This window comes from Mesorhizobium sp. WSM4820 (assembly GCF_055811075.1).
The window spans coordinates 26,010-52,058 of record NZ_JBVVQN010000008.1; the positions used below are offsets into that span (position 1 = coordinate 26,010).

Sequence of the window (26,049 nt, forward strand, 5' to 3'; positions counted from 1 at the left end):
CCGACCGGATTCTCCCGGATGCATTACGCGCGACAAGGGCAAAAGATCTCATCCCGACGGGCTCTGTTCGACCAGATGGTAGCTATACCGGTCGCGAATGAAGGCGTTGAAAAACCGGCCTTTTGACCAGGCCTTGCGGAATGCCGCATAAGTTTGCGGCGGCACGTCGTTGAAATCGTAGCGATTTCCGCTTGGGACAAACCATACGGAGAGGGTCCTCGTCGCCGGGTCGTAATTGATGCTTTGGATAACAGTTGAAGGCATTTCCCAACACTCGACGCGCCTGGGCAATAACCCGCCCCGGCAATCCGGGTTCCATCTCGCGCATGTGGAGGCAATGATCCGGCGGGCCCCAAGGCCTTGCCGCCACGGGCCGGCTTCACCAATTAGGGTTGATGCCATCGCTCAAAACCAGGCAGCCGCAATTCGCCGGACAAGGCGACCTGTTTCTCGCGCCCGACTTTCAGGCACGTGACGACCTGCCGGAAGGATTTTGTTACCAGCCGGAGCTGATCACGGCGGAGGAAGAGGCTGAACTGGTGCGCCAGCTCGAAAGTCTCTCCTTCCAGCCTTTCGACTTTCATGGCCATCTCGCAAACCGTCGCGTCGTTGGTTTTGGCCAGCGCTACGATTTTGACCAACGCAAGGTCGTCGAGGCGCAGCCGATCCCTGCTTTTCTGATGCCGCTCAGAGACAAGGTGGCAGCATTTGCGCGGCTGCCCGCCGATGCTTTCGTGCAGGTCTTGATCAACGAGTACCGGCCCGGCGCGGGTATCGGCTGGCATCGCGACAAGCCGCAGTTCGATGCCGTGGCCGGCGTTTCTCTTCTTGCGCCATGCAGCTTTAGGCTCCGCCGGAAGAACGGCACGAGATGGGCTCGCGAGACCATCACCCTCGAGCCAAGGTCGGCTTACCTGATGACGGGTCCGGCGCGCACCGAATGGGAGCACAGCATCCCGCCGGTTGCCGCGCACCGCTATTCGATCACCCTGCGGACCCTGCGGCCGCAACGGTCGCCTCGATCAGAAGCGATAGTTCGATGACCAGAATCGAGACCGGCTCCTGTTTTTGCGGTTCGATAAGTGCTGACATGCATGGTGACCCGTTCTGGATCTGCTCCGATCACGATGACGATTGTCGCAAGGCGATAGGCAGCCCGCTGACCGTCTGGGTCGGCTATCGGCCGGCCCAATTCAGATTGCTCACCGGCACGCCAAAAAAATTCTCAAGGACCCGAGGCGTGCTCCGCACCTTCTGCGCCGATTGCGGGACATCCATAGCCTACTTCGACCAGGGGCTTCCCGAGGAACTTTATCTAACGATCGGCTTCTTCGACCACCCCGAGCGCTTTGCGCCGCAGGCTCATGCCTATTGGGACATGAAGCTGCCGTGGGTGGAATTCGGCGACGATCTGCCGCGTGTGGGAAGATATTCAAGGCGTCGCGATCCGGCGGTCGGAAATCCGGCCGACCGGTAACCGGCAAAGCCGCCGATGCTACCCGAATGGCCAGCTGAATTGAATTGCGATCAGTTTGTAATCCAAACGAACCGGCATCATCGCTTCTTCACGCCGCTTTCGATACTATCTGTTGAGCGCAAGGCATAGATCGGCACAGGCAGCAAGATTTGGCACAACGATCGGGAAGCGCAGACCTTCCACTTCATGGCGGACGCGTGCCGAAATGGCTTGGTGACCGTATGACGCGCCTTGGCGCGGTCATGTGCGGGGCGATCATTCACCATTACGGACGCGAAGAGCTGCTGCGCCGGCTGGCGCACCCCTTCTGGTTCCAGTCGTTTGGCGCCGTCATGGGAATGGACTGGCATTCCTCCGGCATCACGACCAGCGTCATCGGTGCCCTCAAACGTGGTTTGGCTCCGCTCTCCGGCGAGCTCGGTGTTCACGTGTGCGGCGGCCGCGGCGCGCATTCGCGCAAAACCCCGCATGAGCTTGCCGTCATCGGCGAGCGCGTCGGCTTCGATGGAGCAGGCCTGGCAATGGCCAGCCGGCTCGTCGCCAAGGTTGACAGCGCCGCCGTCCAGGACGGCTTCGACCTTTATCTGCATGGCTTTATCGTCACCGATGACGGCGACTGGGTCGTGGTGCAGCAGGGCATGAACGGCGACAGCAAGGTGGCGCGCCGCTATCACTGGCTGTCCGAAGGCCTGAAGAGTTTCGTCGACCAGCCGCATGCCGCCATCGAAGGCGCCAACCAGGGCGAGATCGTCAACCTGACCGACCGCCGCGCCGACGCCTCGCGCAAGGGACAGTTGGATCTGCTGCAGGATCTCGGACCGGATCGCATTCTGAGGGAGTTCGCGGCGCTCGAACGTGACGTGGCTGCCGCACCGGAGCCCGACCAGCCAATGCTGCCGCACCTGGTCATGCCGGCGCACCACGACGTTCGCGAAAGCGATGTCGTCATGCGTCGTCTTCATGGCAACATGGCGGCGGCTGCCGAGCGTGGCCCCGCCGATTTCTCCGAACTTCTCCTGGTCCCCGGCGTCGGTGCGCGCACGGTGCGGGCGCTGGCGCTGGTCGCCGAGGTTTTGCATGGCGCGCCATGCCGGTTTTCCGATCCCGGGCGCTTCTCGCTGGCACATGGCGGCAAGGACAGGCATCCATTCCCCGTGCCGCTGAAGGTCTATGACGAGACGATCGGCGTGCTGAAGTCGGCCGTCCACAAGGCCAGGCTCGGTCGCGACGAAGAAATCGGTGCCTTGAAGCGGCTCGACGACCAGTCACGACAGGTCGAACGCTATGTCACCGGCCCCAGTCTGAAGGAAATCGTTGCCGGAGAGTTCGATCAGTCGCATCTGCTCGGCGGCCGCAGCGTGTGCGGCTGGGAGACCGCACCCGAGGCGCCCGCGGATGCTAAACAAATCAAACAAAAGGGATGATCGGACCGGAACGCAGTTCAGCGGACCTGGCCTGATCCGTGTTCAGGCATCCAGATCAATCAAGGCGATGCCGAGTTCCGGACGTTTTCTGCGGCGCAGATGACCAGGCGTTTCCACCAAAGTGACTTCGAGTGTAGGCCGAACAATGCCATCGAGCAGATGTCCGCCCTTCGTGCTGCCGTCGCGCAATCCGAGCACCGCATGGACGTGAAGGCTGGGCTTGCCGTCGTCGCCGATCGCAATGTCGCCGATCGCGCTGAGCACCTCGCACTGCTCCAGCACCGGGATTTTCCGATAAGTTTTTTCCTCGATGTCGAACCAGCCGACAGTCGCCTTTTCGAAGGCGCCGAGCGCGGTCAGCGAGGCGCCGCCAATATCGTTATCGACAGCGAAAGATGTGAGCGCCGCGAACGCTTCCTCGCCGGGATCAAGCACCACAACGAACGTCCTTTGTCCGGCGCTTTCGGCGACGAGCTGCGATTTCATGATTTCACTCCAGACGCTGTGTCGGCTTTGGGTTGTCATTCGATCGAGATGTTGAACGGAAAGCTGGCTGGCGAGTTCCCATAGCGCCGTTCGAAGGTGGCGAAGATGCAGTGGCCGGAACAAGATTGCCCAGGAAGCATTGTTCCTCGCAGGCTATCTCAGAGGAGCGGACGTGGCGCCAACCGATATCATCGTCAGGCATGCGCCAACGCCGCGTGAGTTCTGGATTGGTCTTGGGCGTGCCTTTGCCGGAGCGTTGATCTTCGCCGTCCCGGTGCTGATGACCATGGAAGCCTGGGCGCTGGGCTTTCACCTTCACCCACTGCGGCTCGCCCTGTTCCTCGCTGTCACTCTGCCAATGCTGGTGCTGCTGCACAAGTACGGAGGCTTTCGCCAGACGGTGGCGCTCCGCGACCGCATCGCCGATGCTTTTGTGGCCATACTTGTGGCCGCTGTGGCGGCTACGGCGGTGTTTTTCATTTTCGGCATCGTGACCGTCGAAATGCCGCTACGGGAGGTGATTGGCAAAATTGCGGTGCAAATTGTCCCAGGCAGTCTCGGAGCATCCTTGGCACGCGCGCAACTCGGCCCGAGCTTGTTGGAGGAGGAGGACATTCCCGAGCCCGGCTACACCGGAGAGCTGTTCCTGATGGTGGTCGGAGCGCTGTTTCTTTCGGTGAACATCGCACCGACGGAAGAGGTCGTCCTCATCGCCTACAAGATGGAGCCCTGGCAGGAAATCGCCCTGGTGGTGGTCACCCTCGCTCTCATGCACGCCTTCGTCTATGAGTTCGAATTCCGCGGCTCGCACAGTCCCGAGCCAGGCGCTGGATTCGTCAGCATCTTCTTTCGCTATGCGATCGTCGGCTATGTCCTGGTGATGCTTGTGAACCTCTACATCTTGTGGACCTTCGGCAGGACCGATGGCGCCGGCTTTTCGGAGACACTCAGTGCAGTCGTGGTTCTGTCGTTTCCTGGCGCGCTCGGGGCGGCGGTTGCGAGGCTCATTCTGTGACAAGGAACCCCGTAAAAGGCGACAAGCAACAGAAGCAGTCCGACAACAAAGCAAAGACACGCAAACCCGGGACTTCCGTCACGGAGTGGGTCGTGGCGGGGATAAGCTCGGCAGTTCTGCTTGCGGTGCTCAGTTATCTTGTCGTCGATGGCGTGAGCACGCGCGATGGGACCGCCCGGATCATTGTGCAGCCGCTTGGCGTCGCGGTCACCGAGGGGGGCTACGTGGTCGAGTTCGCCGCTGCAAACAGGGCGGGGAAATCAGTTGCTGCTGTCGAGATCAAAGGTGAGCTCCGCAACGGCGATGAGGTCGTCGAGGATAGCAGCGCTACGCTCGACTATGTCCCACAGAATTCCCAACGCAAGGGCGCGTTGATCTTTCGTCGCGATCCCGAGGCCTATGACCTGCGCCTCTTTGCCATTGGATACAGTGAACCCTGACCAGTCAAAACGCCATGGATGAAAGGGAACTCGGCGTGGATGACGCGGTCAACCGGCCACTGCTTCGCCCTGCTGTAAAAGCGACATGGCTGCAGAGAACCAACACGGCCGGTGCCTCCGAGAATGATGTGCGTGGGCGATCCTTTCGCACCCTATTCCTCTCTATTCCTCCGGGGCGGTGGCAGGAGCCGTATAACGGCGACGCACCGCATCCAGAACGTGCTTGCGGCTTTCCTGCGCCGAGAGCATTTCGTCCTTTTCCGCCTCGGCGGTCTCGCGCGCCAGATCCTTGTCCCTGATCTGTCGGCGAAACCATTCGGAATAGTCGCCGGCGCGCAGGTGATGCTCCCAGGTTCTGTCGTCGATGCCCTCGGCAATCTGAGCGAAGATCATCAGGTTGTGGGCCCGGAGGTTCATCGAGTTGTCGGGACCTCTGAAATAGAAGCTGCCGGCCTCGTCGAGTTGACCTTCTGCATATTTGCGGCTGTGACGCTTGAGCGACTGGCGCGGCTCGATCGCTTTGACCATGGCAATTTTCTTGCGGGCTTGCGGCCGCCAGAACAGCACACGCTCGCCTTTTGGCGAGGGAATATCCTTTGGCGGCTTGGTGTCCGTCTCCTGACAAAAGGCCTTGATGACATTCTTGGCCTTGGGACCGAGCGCAATGACGGCAGTGACCAGACGCAGGGCGTCGGTCGAGATCGCTTCCGGATGAACGGTGATCAGGACAGTGCCCGGCAATTCCAACGACAGAATGGCGCGCGTGTCGTCGCGCTTCCTGGGCAGAAGATGATGCGCCTCGTCGATGACCAGCCAATGCGGCCTCGCCGTACGGTAGCGGAAATTGCCAAGACCGGGGAGCAGGTCGGCAAAGAAGCCTGGTCGCTCGTTGACCCGCAACGCCAGCCCGTTGACGACCACGTTGGTGTCGGGCTTTTCGATCAGGTCGAGCACTTGTGCCTTTGTCGGTTCGCTTGAGGCATCGCCTACCCGGACGGCGCCTTCGAGGCCATCATAGTCGCCTTCCGGATCGAAAACGCAGAATTGAAATCCGTTCTCGACGAAGCGTTCCGTCAGCGCGGTGGCCAAGGTGGATTTGCCGATGCCGGAGCTTCCGGCGATCAGAACCGTGTCGGTCGGCGTCAGATAGACTTCGTCGCCGCCGACCGAACCGAGAAGGATGCCGTCACGGGCTTTTCGGACAAATTCCCGATCACGCTTTACCAGCTTTTCGATCAGTTCCTCGACGCCCTTTCCACGTGCGCCGCGCGTTACAAGATCCGCTGTATCCTTGACCGCCGCAAGGGCGTTCTCGACAGCGACGCTGCAGCCGCAGGCCCGCAGGAACGCATGATCGTTTTCAGCATCGCCAATACCGACCACATTGTGTGGCGACAGCTTGAGGTCCTCAAGTGCGGCTGCCAGCCCGGCTGCCTTGTTGATGCCGGTGGGCAGCACCATCACCGCGCCCTTGTTGAAGATGATTTCCAGCTCCAGCCCGAGTTCCTTGATGACCTCAAGAACTGTTGCCTGGTGTGGTTCCCAGGTCGCGACGATCGACCGTCCGACTGAAAGCGGCTTGACGCCGCGTTTCTTCAAACTGGCAACAAATTTCGGCGCCGGCGCCGGTGAGATCGCACGTTCTTCCTCGCTGGCAGGCGTGTAGATCAACGCCCCATTTTCGGCGACGACCTTGTCGAACACGCCGAGTTCGGGAAAAACCCGCTTGAGGTCGGGCAGTTCGCGGCCAGTGACGAGGATGAGCTTGCGGCCACTTTTCTTGAACCGTTCGAGGGCTGCAAGCGTCTTTTCGACTACGATCCCATCGTGCGCCAGCGTGCCGTCATAGTCCGTCGCCAAGGCAATGAAATACATCTGTCGACCATTTCATATCTGAGATCGCCGCTACCTCCGCCACAGGCGAGAGGTCCACGATGATCGAGGCAGTGCGGGCGACACGTTCTCAGTAGCCGCCGATGATCGGCAATATCTCGCCGGTGATGTAGCTTGAACAATGCGGCGAGGCGAGGAACACATAGGCCGGCGCGATTTCCTCCGGTTGCGCCGGCCGTTTCATCGGCGTGTCTGCGCCAAATTTCGAGACGTCGCCGGCTTGCTTGTCCGACGGGTTGAGCGGGGTCCACACCGGGCCTGGCGCCACGCAGTTCACCCGAATTCCCTTTTCGATGAGGTTGCCGGACAGCGCGCGCGTGAAGGCATGAATGCCGCCCTTGGTCATCGAATAGTCGACCAGCTGCTTCGAGCCCTCGATGCCGGTTATGGAGCCGCTGTTGATGATCGCCGAACCAGGCTTCATATGCGGAACGGCCTCCTGCGCCATGTGGAAATAGCCGTAGAGGTTGGTCTTCAGCGTCGTGTCGAAATGCTCCTCGGTCAGCTCACTGAAGTCGCTGGAATGGACCTGGAAAGCGGCGTTGTTGACCAGCACGTCGATCCGGCCAAATTCCTTCACCACCTTAGTCACAGCCTTGTGGCAGTGGTCGCGTTCGCTGACGTCGGCCTTGACCAGCGTGCAGCGCCGGCCCTCGGCTTCGACGGCCCTCTTCGTTTCTTCAGCATCCTTGTCCTCGCACAGATAGACGATCGCCACATCGGCGCCTTCGCGCGCATAGAGCACGGCCACGGCTCGGCCGATGCCGGAATCGCCGCCGGTGATGACGGCCACTTTGCCGTCCAGCTTTTTTGATCCGATATAGAATGGCGCGTCGTAAAGCGGCGCCGGCTCTATCGCCCATTCATGCCCTGGCTTCGGCTGGTGCTGCTCGGGAAAGGGCGGCTCGGGATATTTGCGTGCTCCGGCCTGCATGGCGCCTTGTTGCTTGCCGTTGCCCTTCGTTTTGTCCTTGGCGTCGATGCCGCGCTGGATGTGGCGTTGCTTGGCGGCCTCGCCGGCGATTTCCGATTTCCTCTGCATGGCTGTCTCCTTGGCTTGGAGAACGAACAACGCATGTCCGGCGAAAAAGTTTACGCGACGGCGTCATTCCTTCGGCAACGAATCCAAACGCCAGGAAATCGACGGCGTGTACTGCGCAACTGGCAACGAATGACGCGGCCGGACGTTTGGGCACAAGCGGTGTCCGAGAACCTGAAGGCGCGCTGGCCAAGCAGAAGGTATTCCGAGGCTGGTGACCTGACGATTTCCCGCTTGTCGGCCGTACAGGCGATCTTCTGGATCGCGCCAACGGAGAGGAAAATGGCTGAAGATCATGCCAAACCAACCGGGCCGGATCTGGTCGAGGGTATCGCGTTATCCGACCTTGCCGACGGCGGAAAGCTCCTCGGCCATTGCGGCGATGAGCCGGTGCTGCTGGTGCGCCGCGGGGCCGAGATCTTCGCCATCGGCGCGACATGCACACATTATGGCGGGCCGCTCGTCGACGGTCTTGTGGCGGAAGACACCGTCCGGTGTCCCTGGCATCACGCGTGTTTTGATTTGCGTACAGGCGAGGCCTTGCGCGCCCCTGCTTTCAGTCCACTCGCGTGCTGGTCGGTGGAACAACGCGATGATCGGATAGTCGTGGGCGAGAAACGCAATCGGACGGTGTCCAAGCCGCGCCCTGGCGGCTCCAGCCAGGCTCCCGAAAAAATCGTCATTGTCGGTGGCGGCGCCGCCGGTTTCGCGGCGGCAGAAACACTGCGGCGCGAACATTATCAAGGCAGCATTGTCATGCTCAGCAACGACGAAGCGCCGCCGGTTGATCGGCCCAATCTTTCCAAGGACTACCTCGCCGGCAAAGCACCGGAGGATTGGATTCCGCTGCGCCGAGAAAGCTTCTATTCGAAGAACGGCATCGACCTGCGCCTCAATGCGGATGTCGCCAGCATCGATGCACGTTCTGGCGAGGTTGTGCTCGCGGACGGGGCCCGGACTGCCTACGACCGGCTACTCCTGGCGACCGGAGCCGAACCGGTTCGCCTGACCATACAAGGCGCCGACCAGCCACATGTTCACACGCTGCGCTCGTTCGCAGACTGCAAGGCGATCATCGAGCGAGCCACGACTGCGCGCCGCGCCGTCGTGCTTGGCGCCAGTTTCATTGGCCTGGAGGTTGCCGCGGCGCTGCGGTCGCGCGCGATCGAAGTTCATGTCGTGGCGCCGGAAAAACGGCCCATGGAACGGATCATGGGTCCGCAAATGGCCGACTTCATCCGCGCCCTGCATGAGGAGAATGGTGTCGTATTCCATCTCGAGGACACTGCGAGCAGCATCGACGCCAGCGAGGTGAAACTCAGCGGTGGCGACACGCTGGCGGCGGATCTCGTCGTCGCCGGCATCGGCGTGCGGCCGCGGACAGGGCTTGCCGAAACGGCGGGGCTCACCCTTGACCGCGGTGTCGTGGTAAACGCCTTTTTGGAGACGAGCGCACCAGGCATCTTCGCGGCCGGCGACATTGCGCGGTGGCCGGATCCTCACAGTGGCCAGAACATTCGGGTCGAGCATTGGGTGGTTGCCGAGCGGCAGGGGCAAACCGCGGCCCTCAACATGCTCGGCCATCGCCAGAAGTTCGTCGCCGTGCCGTTCTTCTGGAGCCAGCACTACGATGTTCCCATCAACTATGTCGGCCATGCCGTGCAATGGGACGAGATCGCGATCGATGGCGACATCGTTGCCAGGGATTGCCTGCTCCGCTTCAAGCGCGAAGGGCGCACGCTGGCTGTCGCTTCGATCTTCCGCGACATCGAAAGTCTGGGGGCCGAGGTGGAAATGGAGCGCCAGACGACCTAGCCCGGAGATCTCGAGCGAAGCGCACGCTGTGCGGCCGGTTCAGTCCCGGCGCGCAAGGATCCAGTCGGTCGCCGCCGCGAGATCGGCGACGGTTGCGGTCGGGGGCGGATCGAACCGTTTCTCGTCGCCGTGCCGGTATTTGCCGGTCCGCACCAGCAATGCGCCCGACAGTCCGGCGCGCAGCGCGCCAGCTATGTCGGCCTCGGCGTCGTCGCCGACCATGATCGCCTGGTCTGGCGGACAGTCCATGCTTGCCAGCGCCGACAGAAAGAATGCCGGCGAGGGCTTGCCGAGAACGGTTGCGCGTTTCAGCGAGGCAAATTCCAATGCCGCGACGAATGGCCCGGCATCGAGGCTGAGCTCGCCGTCGGCATCCCGAAACGTCCGGTTGGTGGCAAGGGCCAGCAATTCGGCCCCGGCGCTCAGCTCGCGGAACGCGTCATTCAATGCCGCATAGGTGAAGGCGTCTCCGGCATCGCCGACGATGACGGCGCGCTTGTCGCGATCCGGCAGTTCGCAAAAGTCCGGCGCAAGGCCGGGGTGAATCAGCAAATATGGCGCACGGCCATTGCGAAGCAGCCATTCGCGTGCAGCGTGCGCCGGGGTGAAAACATCTGCCTTGGTAACGACGAGCCCCATCGCCTGCAGACGTTCGAGAACGCTCTGTTTCGACGAGCGCGTGGTATTGCTTATGAAGCGTATGGCCAAGCCGGCCTGGCGCAAACGCGCGACGGCGTCGATCCCGCCTGGTATGGCGGTCTCGCCATCATAGATGACGCCTGCGAGGTCCAGCAGTACACCTCTTGTCATCGGTCCAGCATGACCACGAGTCCGTCAGGCGTCAAATCCGGAACAGGCCATGGTTGTTCCCCTTGGATCAGGGGGCAGGCACAGGCGATTAGCCGAGATCACTGCCACCATCCGGGGAGGGCCGTTCGTGCGGCTTGGGCCAGCGTCGCGATGACCTCGTCGGGAACCGAGCTGTAGGGCCAGAGCAGTCGCGGGCCAAGCGGCGCCCAACCGCCGGCCGCCGCCATCGCTTTGTCGAGCGCCGCATCGCTGACGTCATAGCGAGCGCGAAAGGGCAGTATGTGGGTGGCGAGAAAGGCCTGGATGCGCGTCTCGACCTCGGCAGCGGCCGCCACGTCGGTGCGGATCGTCTGCCACCACAGTACCGCGCCCTTGGGGTTGAGGCAGGCGACGTTCGAGTAGCTGCCATGCGCTCCCTGGGCAAATCCGGTCGCCAGCGTATGGCCGGGCACGAAGACCGAAAATCCCGGCAGTTCGCGGCGCATGTCGGCGTACCAGCCGGGGTCGCCGCCCGGCAGCTTGGCGCCGACCAGCGACGGCACCGCTGCACGCAGCCTGGCGATGGCTTCGAGCGTCAGGCGGCGCTTGGCATGCGGTGGGTTGTAGAGCACCAGCGGCATGTCGGGCGCGGCCTCGCACAGGCCGCCGACGAAGCGCATGACCTCGCCGTCGCTGGGCGGCCACCAGTCGGGCAAGGTGAATTGCACCGCCGCCGGGCGAAGCGCCGACACCCGCATCAGCCGCTCGCGCGCGACGCGCGGATTGGACTGGCTGATGCCGATCTGGAAGGGCAGGCGCGCGCGGCCGGCAATCGCGGCCACCAGGGCGCAAAGCCGGTCGAACTCGGGCTCGGTCTGGCAGTGGAATTCGCAGGCCGTGCCGTTGGAATAGATGCCGTCGACGCCTGATGCGCAGAGCCGCGCGATCGTTTCCTCCGTCGCTTCCCAGTCGATTGCCCCGCGATCGTCGATGGCCAGCATCACCGCCCCCCAGACGCCGCGCGGCACGTGTGCGGGCAAGTGGCTCAGGTGGTCGTCGAGCTCAGCGCGCACCGGCGATCTCGTGCTCGCGGCGGGTTTCGTTCGACGCAAAGGCGGCCTCGATGATGGCGATGATCTTGCGGCCATAGGCGCCGTCGACCGGCACCGGCTTGTCGTCGGCAATGGCATCGCGCATCGCGCTCCATTCGCGCACCAGCGCGGCATGCATCCAGTTCGGCTCGAACGAGCCGGGCAGGTCGGTCCAGGCCTTGTCGCGGCCAAGCATCGTGCCGCGGTCCATGTCGATGCGCAGCGTTGCCTGCTCGCAGACCAGGTCCATGGCGTAGCCGGCCGCCCCATTGCGATAGCCGACGCTCTGCACCTGGCCGAGCCCGCCGCCGGCGAAGCGCAGTCCGAGCAGGGCAGTGTCGTCGGCTTCCTGGTCATGAGACATGGCGCCAAGCATGGCGCTCACCGACACGACGTCGTCATCCATAAGCCAGACCAGGCGGTCGAGCGCATGGATGCCGGCCGTCAACAGCATGCCGCCGCCGGTGGCCTTGCGCAGATGCCAGTCGCGGCGATTGTGCTCCATCCACAGCTTGATGATCCAGCTCGATCCGACGAGCGGCCGGCCGAGCATTCCTTGCTCAAGCATTTGCCTGGCCGCCATGCAAGGCAGCGCGAAATGCATGAGATGGGCGACCATCAGCTTGACGCCAGCGGCGGCCACGGCGGCGTTGATCGCATCGCAGGCCGCCGCCGTCGGCGCCATCGGTTTTTCCAGCATGATATGCTTGCCGGCGTTCAACGCCCCGATGGCCATTTCGGCATGGAGATGGTGAGGGCTGGCGATGAGAACAGCGTCGACATCCTTGTCGTCGAGCAGCTTGCGCCAGTCGGTGTAGCCGCGACCACCATGTTCGCTGGTGAAGGCGGCCAGGGCATCGTTATTCCCGCGGCACGATGCAACGAGATGCAGGCCCTGCACCTGCCTGACTGCCCTTGCATGGGCGGCACCGAAATCGCCCGCTCCGATAATGCCTATTCCAATCATCGTCCTGCCTTTTCATACGCGGCGTCGATCAGCGACATCGCCGCAACATAGTCATCGATCGAAGTCGCCGGCGGCGCTTTTCGAGCCAGCCGGTCGAGCGTGTCGCTCATGCACAGGCGGTAGCGCGTCGCCGGCAATTCGATCGGCAATTCGATGATAGCGCCATCGTCGAGCGTCGCACAGAAGGCGCGCTCGCCATAGTCGATGAGGGTCGCATTCTCACTGACGATACGCCATTCGAAATCGCCGCCGGGGCGCATCGAAGCGAAAGTGTATCCCGCCTCGACGACGAACAACGCTCCGGCAGCGTCTTGCAGCACAAGCAGCGCATGGTCCTCGACCGGGGCGTGGTGAATGCGGTTCTCGATCGAAACGGTTTTTAGCCTGAGCGCGCCGGTTGCCAGGCCGAGCGCGGCATTGACGCCGTGTATGCCGAGGTTCCTCAGCGCGCCGCCGCCGCCGATCGCCACCCAGGCGACGCCGTCGGCCGCATAGCGCTGCGGCGGGCCATTGACCAGCCGGAACTGGCAATGCGCGACCGCACCGGCGCGGCCTTGGCTGCGCAGCCGTTCAAAGGCAGTGGCGGCCGGCCCAAAGCGGTTGGGCAGGGGAACGCTGACAAAGGCCTGCTGCTGCCTCGCCAACTCGCTGAGCGCGGCCAACGCTGCGGTGCTGCTGGCCGCCGGCTTTTCCAGGATCAGCGGTATGCCGGCTTCGATCACGGCACGGGCCCGCGCCGGCACCGTCGAAGGGTGTCCCATCAGCAGGATCGCGTCCGGCGGGCCGGAGAGGATTTTCGCAAAATCGGCGATGAACGGCAAATGATGGCGCGTCGCGAAGGCGCGCGCATGCTGCGCGTCCTCATCCCAGATGCCGGCAATCTCGGCGCCGCAAAAACGTGCAGCGTCGAGATGCATTTCGGCGTGCCAATGGCTTGAGCCGGCCAGGACGATCTTCATTCAGCGTGTAATCCTCTTGCTTGCAGGATATCCTACAAGTCGCTATGCTACAATCATCGACCGCTTTGCGACGCGCCATCGGCCGCAATTGCAGCGGCGCTGGGAGAAAAATGCCGGAACCCAAGTTGAGCTCGGAACCCAAGTTGAACCCGGACCAAAAATCGATCGAACCGCTGGCCCGACCGCCGCTGCTTCACGTCAGCGTGCAGGAAAGCCTCAGGAAATATATCCAGAGCAACCAGCTCAAGGCGGGCGACCCCTTGCCTCCGGAGACCTTCCTGGCGCAGCGGCTCGGCGTCGGCCGCAACTCGGTGCGCGAAGCGATCAAGGCGCTGGAGTCGATCGGCATTCTGGAGACGCGTCGCGGCATCGGCGTGTTCGTCAAGGAATTCTCGTTCAAGCCGTTGCTGGATAATCTGGCATACGGCCTGCAGGATTCGCTGCGCGACGTCGAGGAACTGCGCGAGATCCGCCGCGTCCTTGAGACCGGCCTGATCGCAAAAACCATCGAGATGATCAGCGCCGAAGACATCGCCGCGCTGCGCCAGCTGACCGAAAGCATGCGGCGGCGCGCCGAGCGCCAGGAGAGCTTTGCCGAAGAGGACCAGCAATTCCATCAGTTGCTGTTCCGCTGCCAAAACAATCACATGTTGAGCGCGCTGATCGACATCTTCTGGGTGGCGTTCAACAAGGCCTCGAATTTCACCAGCCTCGACAATCCGACGCCGCTGGCGACCTGGCGTGACCATCACGAGATCGTCGAGGCGGTCGCCGCCAAGGACGTCGACCGGGCGCGCGAGCGCCTCGACGACCACTACAGGGGTATTCAGCAAGTGATCGCCAAAAACCGGATTACCTGACCCAACGCCGAACTACCTGACAATGCCAAGGGAGGAAACCATGCGCATCAGAACTATAGCTCGTCATCTGGCCATCACCGGGCTGCTGCTCGGCGGCATCAGCCTTGCCACCAGCGTCCAGGCACAGGGCGCCAAGACCATCACCGGAGGCTTCGATGTCGGCCCCGGCGGCTTTCCCAAGAACTTCAATCCGTTGGCTGCGACCGGCGGCTTTACCTGGCTCAGCACCTATTTTGAACCGCTGGTCATCTACAACGCCGAACTGACCGAACTCGAAGGCGATCTGGCCAAGGACTACAAGGTCAGCGAGGACAAGCTGACCTACACGTTCAACCTTGCCCAGGAGAGCTGGCACGACGGCAAGCCGTTCACATCCAAGGACGTCAAGTTCACGCTTGAGCTCGCCAGGAACAAGGCCTCCGGCAGCCTGTTTGCCGCGCGCCTCGGCGACATCGCGTCGGTCGACGCGCCGGACGATCGCACCGTGGTCGTCAAATTGTCGAAGCCCAACGGCTCCTTCCTGTCGATTCTCTCGCAGGTGATGATCCTGCCGGAGCATGCCCTGGCCGCGATGCCGCCGGAAACGCTGGCCACGAGCACCTGGTGGTCCACGACGCCGGTCGGCACCGGCCCCTTCAAGTTCAAGCGCTATGTCAGCGATCAATATGTCGAACTGGCCGCGGATGACGACTATCGCGGCGGCAAGCCGAAGGTCGACGTGCTCATCAACAGGTATTTCGAGAGCCCGGCGGCGGCCGTTGCGGCGCTGCGCGCCGGCGAAATCCAGTTCACCTATGTCGAGCCCGACGACGCGGTAACCTTCAAGAGCGACAGCAATTTCAAGGTGATCGAGGGCGCCTCCTATGTGGTCAACTACATCGGCCTCAACCAGAAGGTCGAGCTCTTTAAGGATCTTCGCGTGCGCCAGGCGATCATGTACGCGATCGATCGCAATGCCATCATCGAGAGCCTCTATGGCGGCGCGGCCAAACCGGCCAATTGCGGCTACGTCGCGCCGCACCTGCTTCCCGAAGGTCTCGAACCCTATGCCTATGATCCGGCCAAGGCCAAGGCTCTGCTTGCCGAGGCGGGCTGGGACAAGATCAACGGCGACAAGCCGATCACCTTGCTGACCTATTACGGCTCGCCGCAAGCTGCCAACGTGATGGCTGCCATCCAGTCGATGCTGGCCGAGGTCGGGATCAATGTGGTGCCGCGCGTCGTCGATACGCCGACTTATAACGGCATCGTCTACAAGGAAGGCACGCCGGACTGGAACGCGTTTGCGATGGTCTATGCGGGCCTGCAGAACGGTCCCAATCCGGCCGGCATCAGCCCGGGTCTCAACAAGTCCCAGATTCCGCCGGCAGGCTTCAACACCATGCGCATCGAGTTCGATGATCTCAGCGCCGCGTTGGACGCTGCGCTCGCCCAGACCGATCCGGCCAAGATCGATCAATCCTGGCAGCAAGTCTGCAAGGTGATGAACAAGGATCTGCCCTGGGCGACGTTATGGGTGGCCAACCGCTATGGCGTAGCCTCCAACAAGCTACGTGACTTTGTCTGGACGCCGGCGCCGGGCGGCGGTCCTTATGCGGCTCACCCGGAACGCTGGGACATCCAGTAAAACGGCTGGCGGGCCATTCCGGCCCGCCAATGATACGGGCCGGCACGATGCCGGCTCCGCTCACCATCGCCACGGACAGCCAATGCTGAGTTTCATTGCCCGCCGCAGCGCTACAGGACTGTTGATGCTGGTCGCCCTGAGCGTCCTCATCTTCATCCTTCTGCGGCTGGCGCCCGGCGATCCGATCGATGCTTATATCAATCCGTCCAGCCCGATGTCGGCTTCCGACCTCGAAGTCCTGCGCGACCGGCTTGGGCTCGACCAGCCGCTTCCCGTGCAATACCTCGCCTGGCTTCGCGCTGCGCTCGGCGGCGACTTCGGCTATTCGATCCAGCGCAGCGGCGTTGGCGTGCTGCCGCTGGTCATGGAGCGCATCGGCCCGACCGCGCTGTTGATGGGCACCGGCCTGGCCATCGCCATCGTGCTCGGCATTTCCGCCGGCATCTTCAGCGCCGTCCGCCGTAACACGCTGCCCGACATCGCGCTGTCGGTGGTTTCCTTCGTCGGCATCTCCAGCCCGGCGTTTCTGACGGCACTTCTGGGACTGTACTTTTTCTCGGTGCTGCTGCGCTGGGCGCCATCAGGCGGCATGCAGACCGCCGGCGCGCCTTTTTCTGTAGCGGACGTGCTCGCGCACCTGGTCCTGCCCGCCTGCCTGCTGTCCATCGGACACGCCGCGCTGATCATGCGCTACATGCGCGCGTCGCTGCTGGAAGTGCTCAACCAGGACTATGTGCGGACCGCACGTGCCAAGGGCGTGCGCGAATTCTGGGTGATCATCAAGCATGCAACCCGCAATGCGCTTTTACCGGTCATCACCCTGATCGGGTCGACGGTCGGCATAGCGATCGGCGGCGCCATCTTCCTCGAAAGCGTGTTCAACTGGCCGGGCATGGGCCTGCTGCTAGTCAACGCCGTCGGCACAAGGGACTACCCGGTGATCATGGGCGCCACTCTGGTAATCGGCATCTGCGTCATTCTGGTCAATCTCCTGACCGATATCGTCTATGCCGTCGTCGACCCGCGCATCCAGGTGTCGTGATGACGATCACCGCACCAGCTCCGACAATCGACCCGACAGCCGGGCCGCAAACCAAGGGACCGCTTCGCCGCGCGCTCGGCCGGTTCTTTGAAAATCGTGCCGCGCGCGCCGGTCTGCTTATCGTCGTCCCCATTCTGCTGGCGGTCTCGACCTATTCCCTGTGGTGGCCGTTCAGCCCCAACGCCATCGATCTCAGGGCGATCAACAAGGGGCCGTCCGCCATTCATTGGCTCGGCAGCGACGGCGTCGGCCGCGACGTCATGGCCCGGCTGCTGCAAGGCGGACGGATCTCGCTGCTGGTCGCCGTCTGCTCGGTCGCCATCTCGATCGTCATCGGCTTCCTGGTCGGCGCTGTCGCCAGCTTCGGCGGGCGCCTTGTCGACGGCACGGTGATGCGCTTCGTCGACCTCGCAATGACGCTGCCGCCGGTGATCTTCCTGCTCGTACTCGCTTCGATCGCCGGCACCGGCATCGCGCCGACCATCTTGGTGATCTCGCTGCTCTCCTGGCCGGTGCTGTCGCGCATGGTGCGCGCCCGGCTGCTCGAGCTGCGCGAGCGCGACTTCGTCGTCGCCGCCCGTGGCATGGGGGCGGGGCTGCCGCATCTCCTGTTCCGCCACGGCCTGCCGAACTGCATCGACATTCTTGTCGTCTACGCCACGCTGCAGATCGCCAATGCAATTCTGCTCGAAGCCGGCCTTTCCTTCCTCGGCCTCGGCATCGCACCGCCCGAAGCCAGTTGGGGCAACATGCTCAATCTCGCCCGCTCCACCGTGGTGCTCGAGCAATACCCCTGGCAATGGATGTTTCCCGGCGCCGTACTCGTGCTCACCGTGCTGGCCATCAACTTCATCGGCGATGGCCTGCGCGATGCATTCGACCCTCGTTCCGATCTCAACTGACCTGAAGGTTTTTGAAAAAATGCCCCTGTTTACCGGTGTCGTGCCACCCGTCGTCACCCCACTCCATTCCGATCTCAGTGTCGATTTTGCGTCGTTCACGCGGACCATCGAAAACCTGCTCGACGGCGGCGTTCACGGCCTGTTCGTGCTCGGCTCGACCAGCGAGGTGGTCTTCCATGACGAGGCCGGCCGCCGGGCCATCATCGAGCACGCGGTCAAGGTCAACAATGGCCGCGTTCCGATCTTCGCCGGGGTCATCGACCCGACAACCGATCGCGTCATCAACCACGTCCTGACAGCCAGATCGGCCGGCGCTGACGCCGTCGTGGTCACCGCGCCGTTCTATGCCCGCACCAGCCAGCCCGAGATCGGCGATCACTTCCGCTACATCAAGGACGCAGTCGACATCCCGATCATCGCCTACGACATCCCGGTCTGCGTCCATGTTAAGCTGGAGCGCCAGACCACCGTCGGCCTTGCCAGCGAGGGCGTTATCGCCGGCATCAAGGATTCCAGCGGTGACGACGGCAATCTGCGTTATGTGCTCAAGGACATGGCCAACGACCCGAATTTTTTCGGCATGACCGGGTCCGAGATCCTGGTCGACAGCGTGCTTGCCATGGGCGCGCATGGGGTCGTGCCGGGCCTCGCCAATGTCGACCCGCACGGCTACGTCAGGCTGTGGAACCTGATGCAGGCGGGTCAGCACGCCGAGGCCCGCCTGGAGCAGGAGCGGCTGTTGAAGCTGTTCGAGATCGTCTGGATCTCGCTCGGCAGGACGAGCGCCGGCTCGGCCGGCGTCGGTGCCTTCAAGACCGCGATGAGGAGCCTCGGCATCATCGCCTCCAACACCATGGCGCGGCCGCAACGCAGCCTGAACGACGAGGAAGCCGCAAAGGTCGACATCATCCTTCGCGACGTCGGCTTGCTGCGCTGACCGTGGACGCTCCGATCCTCTCGATTTCCGGTCTGCGAGCGGTGTTCCGTATCGCCGGACGCGACATCGCCGCCGTGCAGGACGTCGACCTGGTGATAGGTTCGGGCGAGACGGTTGCGCTGGTCGGCGAGTCGGGATCGGGCAAGTCGGTCACCAGCCTGTCGATCATCGGCCTGCTGCCAAAGAAGGTCGGACGCATTGCCGAGGGCTCGATCGCGCTGCGGCGCAGGGACGGCACGGTCACCGAACTGATCGGCCTCGATCCCGAGTCGCTGCGCAAGGTGCGCGGCAACGACATCGGCATGGTGTTCCAGGAGCCGATGACCAGCCTCAATCCGGTCTACAGCATCGGCGAACAGATCGCCGAGCCGATCCGCATCCATCTCGGCAGATCGCACCGTGATGCGGCCACTGATGCCGTGCGGCTGCTGGCTCAGGTCGGCATTCCCGACCCTGATCGGCGGGCGCGGCAATACCCGCATGAGCTGTCGGGAGGGATGCGCCAGCGCGCCACCATCGCCATGGCCTTGTCGTGCGATCCGACCTTGTTGATCGCCGACGAGCCGACGACCGCCCTCGACGTCACCATCCAGGCCCAGATTCTCGACCTGCTGGCCGCGCTGCAGGCGCAACGCGGCATGGGCATTCTGTTCGTCACGCACAATCTCGGCGTCGTTGCCGAAATCGCCGACCGGGTCGCGGTGATGTATGCCGGGCGCATCGTGGAATCGGGTCCGGTGAGCGAGGTGTTCAACCGTCCGCGTCATCCCTACACCGCCGGGCTGATGCGTTCGGTGCCGCGGCTTGGCCAGGCCACTACGCTGAAGGCAGCAGGAACGCCGCTGCCGACCATCGCCGGCAATGTTCCATCGCTTGCCTTGCTGCCCAAGGGTTGCTCGTTCGCGCCGCGTTGCGCCCTGGCTGTCGATGCCTGCCGCACTGCTGTACCGCCATTGTTCGCGGCGACGTCGACCCAGCAAAGCCGCTGTTTGCGCTGGGAGGATCTCTGACAGTGGACGCTCCCTTCCTTTCAGTCAGGAACCTGACGAAGCATTTTGCGCCGACGGCGTTCTCGCGCGGTCCTGTCGTCAGGGCGCTGGACGATATTTCCTTCGACATCGCGCGCGGCCAAGTGGTCGGCCTCGTCGGCGAATCTGGGTCGGGCAAGACCACGATCGGCCGCTCGGTGCTGCGTCTCATCGAGCCGACATCCGGCGAAATAAGGTTTGACGGCGTCGATATCACCAAGCTGAGCGCCGGGCCTCTGGCTCGCCAGCGCCGCAAGATGCAGTATATTTTCCAGGATCCGTTCGCCAGCCTGTCGCCGCGCATGACCATCGGTCAGATCCTGACCGAAGGCCTCGATATTCAGGGCATCGGCAGCAGGCGCGAGCGGCGGGAGAAGGCTGAGAAGGCGCTTGCTGCGGTCGAACTGCCGGCCGATGCCTATGATCGCTACGCCCACGAATTTTCGGGCGGGCAGCGCCAGCGCATCGGCATCGCCCGGGCGCTTACGCTCGAACCCGAATTCATCGTCGCCGACGAGCCGGTCTCTGCCCTCGATGTCTCCATTCAGGCGCAGATCATCAATCTTTTGCGCGACCTGCAGGTCCGGCTCGGCCTGACCATGCTGTTCATTTCGCATGACCTGGCCGTCGTCGAATATATCTGCGACACGGTGATCGTTCTCTACCTCGGCCGCATCATGGAAGTCGCGCCCGCTGCCGCGCTCTATGCCCGGCCGCAGCATCCCTATACGCGCGCGCTGCTCTCGGCCATTCCGTCGCTCGACCCGCTGGCCAGGCAAGGCCGGCAGGTGCTGAAGGGCGACATTCCAAGCCCGGCAAATCCGCCGACCGGGTGTGTTTTCCGAACCCGCTGCCCGGTTGCCCTCGACGCTTGCGCCGGCATCGTCCCGCCATTACGGGCAACAACGTCCGATGGCCATTTGAAGGCCTGCATTCGCGACGACATCGCTTGAGACAAGACCCGACAAGGCGATTTACTTCGCGTGCTGTCTGAGAGACTCTCCGAAGGAAGGCGAAGAACCGGCCGCCAGCTTGCTGCCCAGAAAAGCCCCCGCCAAGCTCAACCGCCTCAATCCCGAGAGATCGATTTCCGAAACTTCTCGAAAACCAACAGCTTGCTTTTGCGCACGCCGTCTTCAAGCAGGCTTCCGTTTGCCAGGTGCGCGGCGATGGCGCTGGCCAGCGCGCAGCCCGTCCCGCGCATCGATCCGCCAAGACGCGGCGCATCGAAGCGGATGGGCTCTTGATCGGCGCGCAGCAGGATGTCCGTCGATCGACACCCCGCGGCGTGGCCGCCCTTGATCAGCAGGGCTTGCAATCCGGCGGTGAGCAATTTCTGACCTTGTTGCAATGCGCCGTCCTCGTCGATGGCCAGGTCTGAGCCGGCAAGGACAGCCAGTTCGATGAGGTTGGGTGTGACGAGACGGCAAAGCGGGATGAGTTCATGCTTCAGGACGCCGATAGCGCCTGTGTCCAGAAGGGGCCAACCCGAAGAAGAGACCAGCACCGGGTCGATGACTGCCGGTATCTGTGGGTTTTGGCGCAGCACATCCGCGACGGCGACGATGGTTTGCTCCGTCGCGAGCATGCCGATTTTGATCGCCCCGACCGCATTGGCTTGCAGCGCGGCACGCATCTGATCGGCCACCAGACCGGGTTGCAAATTGTGGATTTGCGTGACGGCTTCATGCGTCTGCACCGTCACGGTGGTAACGGCAAGGCAGGTGCGCAAGTCGAGGGCGGAGATCGTCTCAATGTCGCGGGCTATGCCGGCGCCGCCGCTGGAGTCCGAGCCGCCGACGACAAGCACATGCGGTTCGCGCCTCAACGCCATCGGCTCGTCTTTTCGATCCACTGGCGCGTTCGCGCATCCGGATCGGCATCCAATGTGATGTCGGTCACTACCGCGGCGCTGTCCGCACCGGCACCGAAGACGCCCTCGATCCGGTCGGGATTGAGGCCGCCAATCGCGACCAGAGGTGTCGGCGCGATCCGGCGCTTCCATTCGCCAAGCCGTTCGAGCCCCTGCGGCGCCCATTTCATCTGTTTCAGGATGGTCGGATAGACAGGGCCGAGCGCGATATAGTCCGGTCTGGCGGCAAGGGCTGTTTCGAGTTCGAGATGGTCGTGCGTGCTGAGGCCGAGACGGAGACCTGCAGCCCTGATCCGGGTAAGGTCCGCCGCTTGCAGATCTTCCTGTCCGAGATGAATGAAATCGCAGTCCTCCTCGATCGCCAGCCGCCAGAAGTCATTGATGATGAGCTGGCATTTGTATCGGGCGCACAAAGCCTTCGCCTTGCGGATCTCGGCGCGCAACGCAGCCTCGTCGAGGTTCTTGACGCGAAGCTGCATCAGCCTGACGCCGAGCGGCGCCAGCCTTTCAATCCAGGCGGCGCTATCGACGATCAGATAAAAAGGATCGAGTTTCATTGAAAGATTGCCCGGCCGATTGTCGGCGTCGATGGGACGGCGAGGTCGCGCGGCTCGAGCAGGCCGGAGCGATAGGCCTCACGGCCGGCATCGACCGCCTTGCCGAACGCGCGCGCCATGCCGATCGGATCGGCGGCCTTGGCCACTGCCGTGTTGAGGAGCACCGCGTCGAAGCCGAGTTCCATCACGAGAGCCGCGTGAGATGGGCGGCCGAGGCCCGCATCCACGATCAGCGGGACATCCGGGAAATGGCCGCGCATCGAGCGGAGCGCGGTGATATTTACCGGTCCAAGCGCAGAACCGATCGGCGCGCACCAGGGCATGAGCACCCTGCATCCGGCTTCCAGCAATCGCTCGGCGACGACGAGATCGTCCGTCGTATAAGGAAATACTGCAAAACCGTCTTCGCACAGGATCCGCGCGGCCTCGACCAAGCCGAAGACATCCGGCTGCAGCGTATCATGATTGCCGGTCACCTCGAGCTTGATCCAGTTCGTGCCGAAGACCTCGCGCGCCATCTTTGCGGTCGTGACGGCTTCCTTGACGGAGTGACAACCAGCCGTGTTGGGCAGGACATGCAGCCGCAGCGATTGGATAAGCGACCAGAATTTCTCGCCACCCTTGCCCCCGGCCATTTCGCGGCGCAATGAGACGGTCACCGCGGACGCGCAGGATGCCTTGACCGCATCGGCAAGAATGGAGGGCGAGGGGTACTGTGCGGTGCCGAGAAGCAGGCGCGACGGAAGCTTGGTTCCGTAAAGCTCGATCACGTTACTAACCTCCTTGCATGGGTGAGAGGATTTCGATCCGGTCGCCGTCCTTCAGCTGGAACAGCGCCCGCTCAGTCGCGTGCACAAGGTCGCTGTTTACGGCCGTTGCAAGCCAGTTGCCCTCGTAGTCAAGTGCTGCGAGAAGCTCCGCCAGGGTGGCGGCGGTGATCTCATGCGCTTCGCCGTTGACCGTCAGTTTCATCAGCAAGTTCCACCGGTTTGTCAGAATCGAAAACAAGGTCGGCCGCCCGACGCGCCATGGCGGGGGCCAGAAGGAAACCATGGCGGTAGAGCCCGTTGATCGCGACGGTCCTGCCATGCGCTTCGACGCGCGGCAGGTTGTCGGAAAACGCCGGGCGAATGCCGACGCCCGTCTCAACGATCGCGGCCTCGCCGAAGGCGGGATGAACCGAATAGGCGGCGTTCAGGAGTTCCATCATCGCCCGTACCGTGACCGGCTCCGTGGACAGGCTCTCGACCATCGTTGCACCCGCCATGAAATGGTGGTCGGCGCGCGGCGCCAGATAGAGCGGCAAACGCGGGTGCAGCAGCCTGACCGGGCGCGACAGCGAGATGTCCGGTGTACGCAGGATCAGCATCTCGCCGCGAACGCCGCGAAGCCTTTCATCGCTGGACGCCATTCCCATGCAGTCGATCTCGCGGTCGAATCCCGTCATGTGCAGGGCGTCCATTCCGAAGCGGAACTCGACGCTGCTTGCGGCGAGTTTTTCATGCAGCGCCGCCATTGCTCGGCGTGGGTCGAGATGGGCTTCGCCCGGGAAGAACAGCCCGCGACGGAAGCGGCCGGCGAGATCGGGTTCCAGGAGCGCGATTTCGTCTTCGTCGACCCGCCGATGTCCCGACGTGCGGCTTGCAAACCGGTCGAGTTCGCCCGCATCCCGCGGCATTGCCAGAACGAGCGTTCCGGCCCGCGTGACATGACCCGGCAGGACCGCATCCCACCACTCGGCGGCATCGCGTCCGAGATCCAGCACCGGCTGCTCGGCGCTTTCGCGTTCGCACCAGGGCGCCAGCATGCCGCCGGCCATCCATGATGCGTTGCCGCCAAGGCCATGCCGGGTCTCGGCAATGGTTACCGCAGCACCGCGGGCGGCGAGTTCGAAGGCGGCGGTGAGGCCGGCGACGCCGGCCCCTTTGACCAGCAGCCTCATGACGGCTCCGGCATCTTCGGCATGGGCGGTTCGCCGTCCACTTGCATGTAAAGATTGCCGCCCTCGCGGTACTTCGCGGCCATCGCCGCCATGCCCTCTTTCTGTGCCTCGGCCCGAATATCGTGGGAGATGCGCATCGAGCAGAATTTCGGCCCGCACATCGAGCAGAAATGCGCCAGCTTGTGCGCCTCCTTCGGCAAAGTCTCGTCGTGGAAGGAGCGCGCGGTTTCGGGGTCGAGCGACAGGTTGAACTGGTCTTCCCAACGAAACTCGAAGCGTGCGCGGGAAAGGGCGTCATCCCTGACCTTCGCCGTCGGATGACCCTTGGCGAGGTCGGCGGCGTGCGCGGCTATCTTGTAGGTGATGACGCCCGTTTTGACGTCGTTGCGGTCGGGGAGACCGAGATGCTCCTTGGGCGTGACATAGCAGAGCATCGCCGTGCCGTACCAGCCGATCATCGCCGCGCCGATGCCTGAGGTGATGTGGTCGTAGCCGGGTGCGATGTCGATGGTCAGCGGCCCAAGCGTGTAGAAGGGCGCCTCGCCGCAGACTTCGAGCTGCCTGTCGATGTTCTCCTTGATCTTGTGCATCGGAACATGGCCCGGCCCCTCGATCATGACCTGGCAATCCTTGGCCCAGGCGATGTTTGTCAACTCGCCGAGCGTTTCCAGTTCGGCGAACTGCGCCGCGTCGTTGGCGTCGGCGATCGAGCCGGGACGAAGGCCGTCGCCGAGCGAGAACGACACGTCGTAAGCGCGGCAGATGTCGCAGATTTCCCCGAAATGCTCGTAGAGGAAGCTTTCGCGGTGATGATGCAGGCACCACTTGGCCATGATGGAGCCGCCGCGCGACACGATGCCGGTGACCCGGTCGACCGTCAGCGGGATGTAGTGCAGCCGCACACCGGCATGGATGGTGAAATAGTCGACGCCCTGTTCGGCCTGTTCGATCAGCGTATCGCGGTAGATTTCCCAGGTCAGGTCCTCGGCGATCCCTCCGACCTTCTCAAGCGCCTGGTAGAGCGGCACGGTTCCGATCGGCACCGGCGAATTGCGGACGATCCATTCGCGGATGTTGTGGATGTTGCGACCGGTCGACAGGTCCATGACGGTGTCGGCTCCCCAGCGGATCGCCCAGACCATTTTTTCGACCTCTTCGGCCATCGACGAGGTGACGGCTGAATTGCCGATATTGGCATTGATCTTGACCAGGAAATTGCGGCCGATGATCATCGGCTCGCTCTCCGGGTGGTTGATGTTGGCTGGAATGATAGCCCGTCCGCGCGCTATCTCGTCGCGCACGAATTCCGGCGTGACGAAGTCCGGGATCGCCGCGCTGAAAGAGTTGCCGTCGCGCTGCATCCCGCCGCGTAAGCTCTCGCGGCCGAGATTTTCGCGAATGGCGACGAACTCCATTTCGGGGGTGATGATCCCGGCGCGCGCATAGGCAAGCTGCGTCACCGCTTGGCCCGTTTTTGCCTTTAGCGGCCGGTGGCGCACGGGAAATTCCGGCGTCAGGCGCTCACCTGACGCAAAGCCGTTGTCCTCCGGCCTGACACTGCGGGCATTGTGGAATTCGACGTCGCCGCGTGCCGTAACCCATTCATGGCGAAACCTGGCGAGGCCCTTTTCGATGCTGGTTTCGACAGTCGGGTCCGTATAGGGGCCGGACGGATCGTAAACGGTGACAGGCGGTTCGCCCGCCGTCGGATGGACGGCGATTTCCCGCATCGGCACCTTAATGTGAGGATAGAGGACGCCGGACTTGTGGATTTTCCGTGAGGCAGGCAGCGGTCCCGTTGAGACGGCTGGGGTCAGGGCATTCATATTGAGGCTCCTTTGCTCATGCATTGGAGACCCAGTTCTGTGCCGGAAGGATGAAAAGAC

At 63.1% G+C, this 26,049-nt stretch carries 27 protein-coding genes; 13 read left to right on the forward strand and 14 right to left on the reverse strand.

Annotated features, from left to right (window positions below):
• Positions 1-48: 48 nt before the first annotated feature.
• Positions 49-402 carry a KTSC domain-containing protein gene (locus tag AC0L2R_RS14575; protein WP_306454976.1) on the reverse strand — a complete coding sequence of 118 codons (354 nt, stop codon included), beginning with the start codon at positions 400-402 and terminating at the stop codon, positions 49-51.
• Between AC0L2R_RS14575 and AC0L2R_RS14580 the strand changes: the two genes are divergently transcribed.
• The 3 genes from AC0L2R_RS14580 to AC0L2R_RS14590 all read left to right on the forward strand — a co-directional run bounded on the left by AC0L2R_RS14580 (position 396) and on the right by AC0L2R_RS14590 (position 2,901).
• A complete protein-coding gene (locus tag AC0L2R_RS14580; protein ID WP_473509785.1) occupies positions 396-1,043 on the forward strand; it encodes an alpha-ketoglutarate-dependent dioxygenase AlkB in 648 nt (215 codons plus the stop codon). The genes AC0L2R_RS14575 and AC0L2R_RS14580 overlap by 7 nt on opposite strands.
• A complete protein-coding gene (locus tag AC0L2R_RS14585; protein ID WP_473509787.1) occupies positions 1,040-1,477 on the forward strand; it encodes a GFA family protein in 438 nt (145 codons plus the stop codon). Before AC0L2R_RS14580 ends, AC0L2R_RS14585 begins: the two co-directional genes overlap by 4 nt.
• 149 nt (positions 1,478-1,626) lie before the next feature.
• Complete coding sequence (locus AC0L2R_RS14590) at positions 1,627-2,901, forward strand: DUF763 domain-containing protein (RefSeq protein ID WP_473509789.1); 1,275 nt, start codon at positions 1,627-1,629, stop codon at positions 2,899-2,901.
• Positions 2,902-2,943: 42 nt separating this feature from the next.
• Here the strand turns inward: AC0L2R_RS14590 and AC0L2R_RS14595 are convergent, their stop codons facing one another.
• Entirely contained in the window at positions 2,944-3,387 is a 444-nt protein-coding gene (locus tag AC0L2R_RS14595; RefSeq protein WP_473509791.1) for a PPC domain-containing DNA-binding protein, read from the reverse strand.
• A gap of 226 nt (positions 3,388-3,613) precedes the next feature.
• On the opposite strand from AC0L2R_RS14595, the gene AC0L2R_RS14600 reads away from it, so the two are divergent.
• Together AC0L2R_RS14600 and AC0L2R_RS14605 are read left to right on the forward strand one after the other, a co-directional pair.
• On the forward strand, positions 3,614-4,402 hold the full coding sequence (locus AC0L2R_RS14600; RefSeq protein WP_473510082.1) for a TIGR02587 family membrane protein: 789 nt from the start codon (positions 3,614-3,616) through the stop codon (positions 4,400-4,402).
• Complete coding sequence (locus AC0L2R_RS14605) at positions 4,399-4,842, forward strand: TIGR02588 family protein (protein WP_473509792.1); 444 nt, start codon at positions 4,399-4,401, stop codon at positions 4,840-4,842. Before AC0L2R_RS14600 ends, AC0L2R_RS14605 begins: the two co-directional genes overlap by 4 nt.
• A gap of 162 nt (positions 4,843-5,004) precedes the next feature.
• On the opposite strand, the gene AC0L2R_RS14610 is transcribed toward AC0L2R_RS14605, so the two are convergent.
• A complete protein-coding gene (locus AC0L2R_RS14610) occupies positions 5,005-6,717 on the reverse strand; it encodes an HAD family hydrolase (protein WP_473509794.1) in 1,713 nt (570 codons plus the stop codon).
• Positions 6,718-6,805: 88 nt separating this feature from the next.
• The gene (locus AC0L2R_RS14615) at positions 6,806-7,777 is read right to left on the reverse strand and encodes an SDR family oxidoreductase (protein ID WP_023801357.1); all 972 of its coding nucleotides are present in this window, start codon (positions 7,775-7,777) and stop codon (positions 6,806-6,808) included.
• Between the two features lie 279 nt (positions 7,778-8,056).
• On the opposite strand from AC0L2R_RS14615, the gene AC0L2R_RS14620 reads away from it, so the two are divergent.
• Entirely contained in the window at positions 8,057-9,589 is a 1,533-nt protein-coding gene (locus tag AC0L2R_RS14620) for an FAD-dependent oxidoreductase (RefSeq protein ID WP_473509796.1), read from the forward strand.
• Between the two features lie 39 nt (positions 9,590-9,628).
• Here AC0L2R_RS14620 and AC0L2R_RS14625 read toward each other — a convergent pair whose 3' ends face one another.
• The 4 genes from AC0L2R_RS14625 to AC0L2R_RS14640 form a co-directional block, all read right to left on the reverse strand.
• Positions 9,629-10,399 carry a TIGR01458 family HAD-type hydrolase gene (locus AC0L2R_RS14625; protein ID WP_473509798.1) on the reverse strand — a complete coding sequence of 257 codons (771 nt, stop codon included), beginning with the start codon at positions 10,397-10,399 and terminating at the stop codon, positions 9,629-9,631.
• Between the two features lie 98 nt (positions 10,400-10,497).
• Positions 10,498-11,451 carry a dihydrodipicolinate synthase family protein gene (locus AC0L2R_RS14630; RefSeq protein WP_473509800.1) on the reverse strand — a complete coding sequence of 318 codons (954 nt, stop codon included), beginning with the start codon at positions 11,449-11,451 and terminating at the stop codon, positions 10,498-10,500.
• Positions 11,441-12,436, reverse strand: coding sequence for a Gfo/Idh/MocA family protein (locus tag AC0L2R_RS14635; protein ID WP_473509802.1), 996 nt, complete (start codon positions 12,434-12,436; stop codon positions 11,441-11,443). The genes AC0L2R_RS14630 and AC0L2R_RS14635 overlap by 11 nt, the downstream gene beginning before the upstream one ends.
• A complete protein-coding gene (locus tag AC0L2R_RS14640) occupies positions 12,433-13,395 on the reverse strand; it encodes a Gfo/Idh/MocA family protein (RefSeq protein ID WP_473509804.1) in 963 nt (320 codons plus the stop codon). Before AC0L2R_RS14640 ends, AC0L2R_RS14635 begins: the two co-directional genes overlap by 4 nt.
• A 110-nt stretch (positions 13,396-13,505) precedes the next feature.
• Here AC0L2R_RS14640 and AC0L2R_RS14645 point away from each other — a divergent pair, with 110 nt between their 5' ends.
• The 7 genes from AC0L2R_RS14645 to AC0L2R_RS14675 all read left to right on the forward strand — a co-directional run bounded on the left by AC0L2R_RS14645 (position 13,506) and on the right by AC0L2R_RS14675 (position 20,744).
• The gene (locus AC0L2R_RS14645; protein WP_023801363.1) at positions 13,506-14,255 is read left to right on the forward strand and encodes a FadR/GntR family transcriptional regulator; all 750 of its coding nucleotides are present in this window, start codon (positions 13,506-13,508) and stop codon (positions 14,253-14,255) included.
• A gap of 40 nt (positions 14,256-14,295) precedes the next feature.
• Positions 14,296-15,882: an ABC transporter substrate-binding protein gene (locus AC0L2R_RS14650; RefSeq protein WP_473509806.1), complete on the forward strand. Its 1,587-nt coding sequence runs from the start codon at positions 14,296-14,298 to the stop codon at positions 15,880-15,882.
• Between the two features lie 82 nt (positions 15,883-15,964).
• A complete protein-coding gene (locus AC0L2R_RS14655) occupies positions 15,965-16,924 on the forward strand; it encodes an ABC transporter permease (protein WP_027154064.1) in 960 nt (319 codons plus the stop codon).
• The gene (locus AC0L2R_RS14660; RefSeq protein WP_128247498.1) at positions 16,924-17,826 is read left to right on the forward strand and encodes an ABC transporter permease; all 903 of its coding nucleotides are present in this window, start codon (positions 16,924-16,926) and stop codon (positions 17,824-17,826) included. Before AC0L2R_RS14655 ends, AC0L2R_RS14660 begins: the two co-directional genes overlap by 1 nt.
• A 19-nt stretch (positions 17,827-17,845) precedes the next feature.
• Positions 17,846-18,763 carry a dihydrodipicolinate synthase family protein gene (locus tag AC0L2R_RS14665; protein WP_473509807.1) on the forward strand — a complete coding sequence of 306 codons (918 nt, stop codon included), beginning with the start codon at positions 17,846-17,848 and terminating at the stop codon, positions 18,761-18,763.
• A gap of 2 nt (positions 18,764-18,765) precedes the next feature.
• On the forward strand, positions 18,766-19,773 hold the full coding sequence (locus AC0L2R_RS14670) for an ABC transporter ATP-binding protein (protein ID WP_473509809.1): 1,008 nt from the start codon (positions 18,766-18,768) through the stop codon (positions 19,771-19,773).
• Positions 19,774-19,775: 2 nt separating this feature from the next.
• Positions 19,776-20,744, forward strand: a complete 969-nt coding sequence (locus tag AC0L2R_RS14675) for an ABC transporter ATP-binding protein (protein WP_473509810.1) — start codon at positions 19,776-19,778, stop codon at positions 20,742-20,744.
• A 116-nt stretch (positions 20,745-20,860) separates the two neighbouring features.
• Here the strand turns inward: AC0L2R_RS14675 and AC0L2R_RS14680 are convergent, their stop codons facing one another.
• From AC0L2R_RS14680 to thiC, 6 genes are read right to left on the reverse strand one after another with little or no spacing between them, the layout of a single operon-like run.
• A complete protein-coding gene (locus AC0L2R_RS14680; RefSeq protein ID WP_473509812.1) occupies positions 20,861-21,625 on the reverse strand; it encodes a hydroxymethylpyrimidine/phosphomethylpyrimidine kinase in 765 nt (254 codons plus the stop codon).
• Positions 21,616-22,221: a thiamine phosphate synthase gene (locus AC0L2R_RS14685; protein ID WP_473509814.1), complete on the reverse strand. Its 606-nt coding sequence runs from the start codon at positions 22,219-22,221 to the stop codon at positions 21,616-21,618. Before AC0L2R_RS14685 ends, AC0L2R_RS14680 begins: the two co-directional genes overlap by 10 nt.
• Complete coding sequence (locus AC0L2R_RS14690) at positions 22,218-22,991, reverse strand: thiazole synthase (protein ID WP_473509816.1); 774 nt, start codon at positions 22,989-22,991, stop codon at positions 22,218-22,220. Before AC0L2R_RS14690 ends, AC0L2R_RS14685 begins: the two co-directional genes overlap by 4 nt.
• 4 nt (positions 22,992-22,995) lie before the next feature.
• A complete protein-coding gene (gene thiS, locus AC0L2R_RS14695; protein WP_023801373.1) occupies positions 22,996-23,193 on the reverse strand; it encodes a sulfur carrier protein ThiS in 198 nt (65 codons plus the stop codon).
• Positions 23,162-24,163, reverse strand: coding sequence for a glycine oxidase ThiO (gene thiO, locus AC0L2R_RS14700; RefSeq protein ID WP_473509818.1), 1,002 nt, complete (start codon positions 24,161-24,163; stop codon positions 23,162-23,164). Before thiO ends, thiS begins: the two co-directional genes overlap by 32 nt.
• A complete protein-coding gene (gene thiC, locus AC0L2R_RS14705) occupies positions 24,160-25,989 on the reverse strand; it encodes a phosphomethylpyrimidine synthase ThiC (protein ID WP_473509820.1) in 1,830 nt (609 codons plus the stop codon). Before thiC ends, thiO begins: the two co-directional genes overlap by 4 nt.
• Between the last annotated feature and the right edge of the window lie 60 nt (positions 25,990-26,049).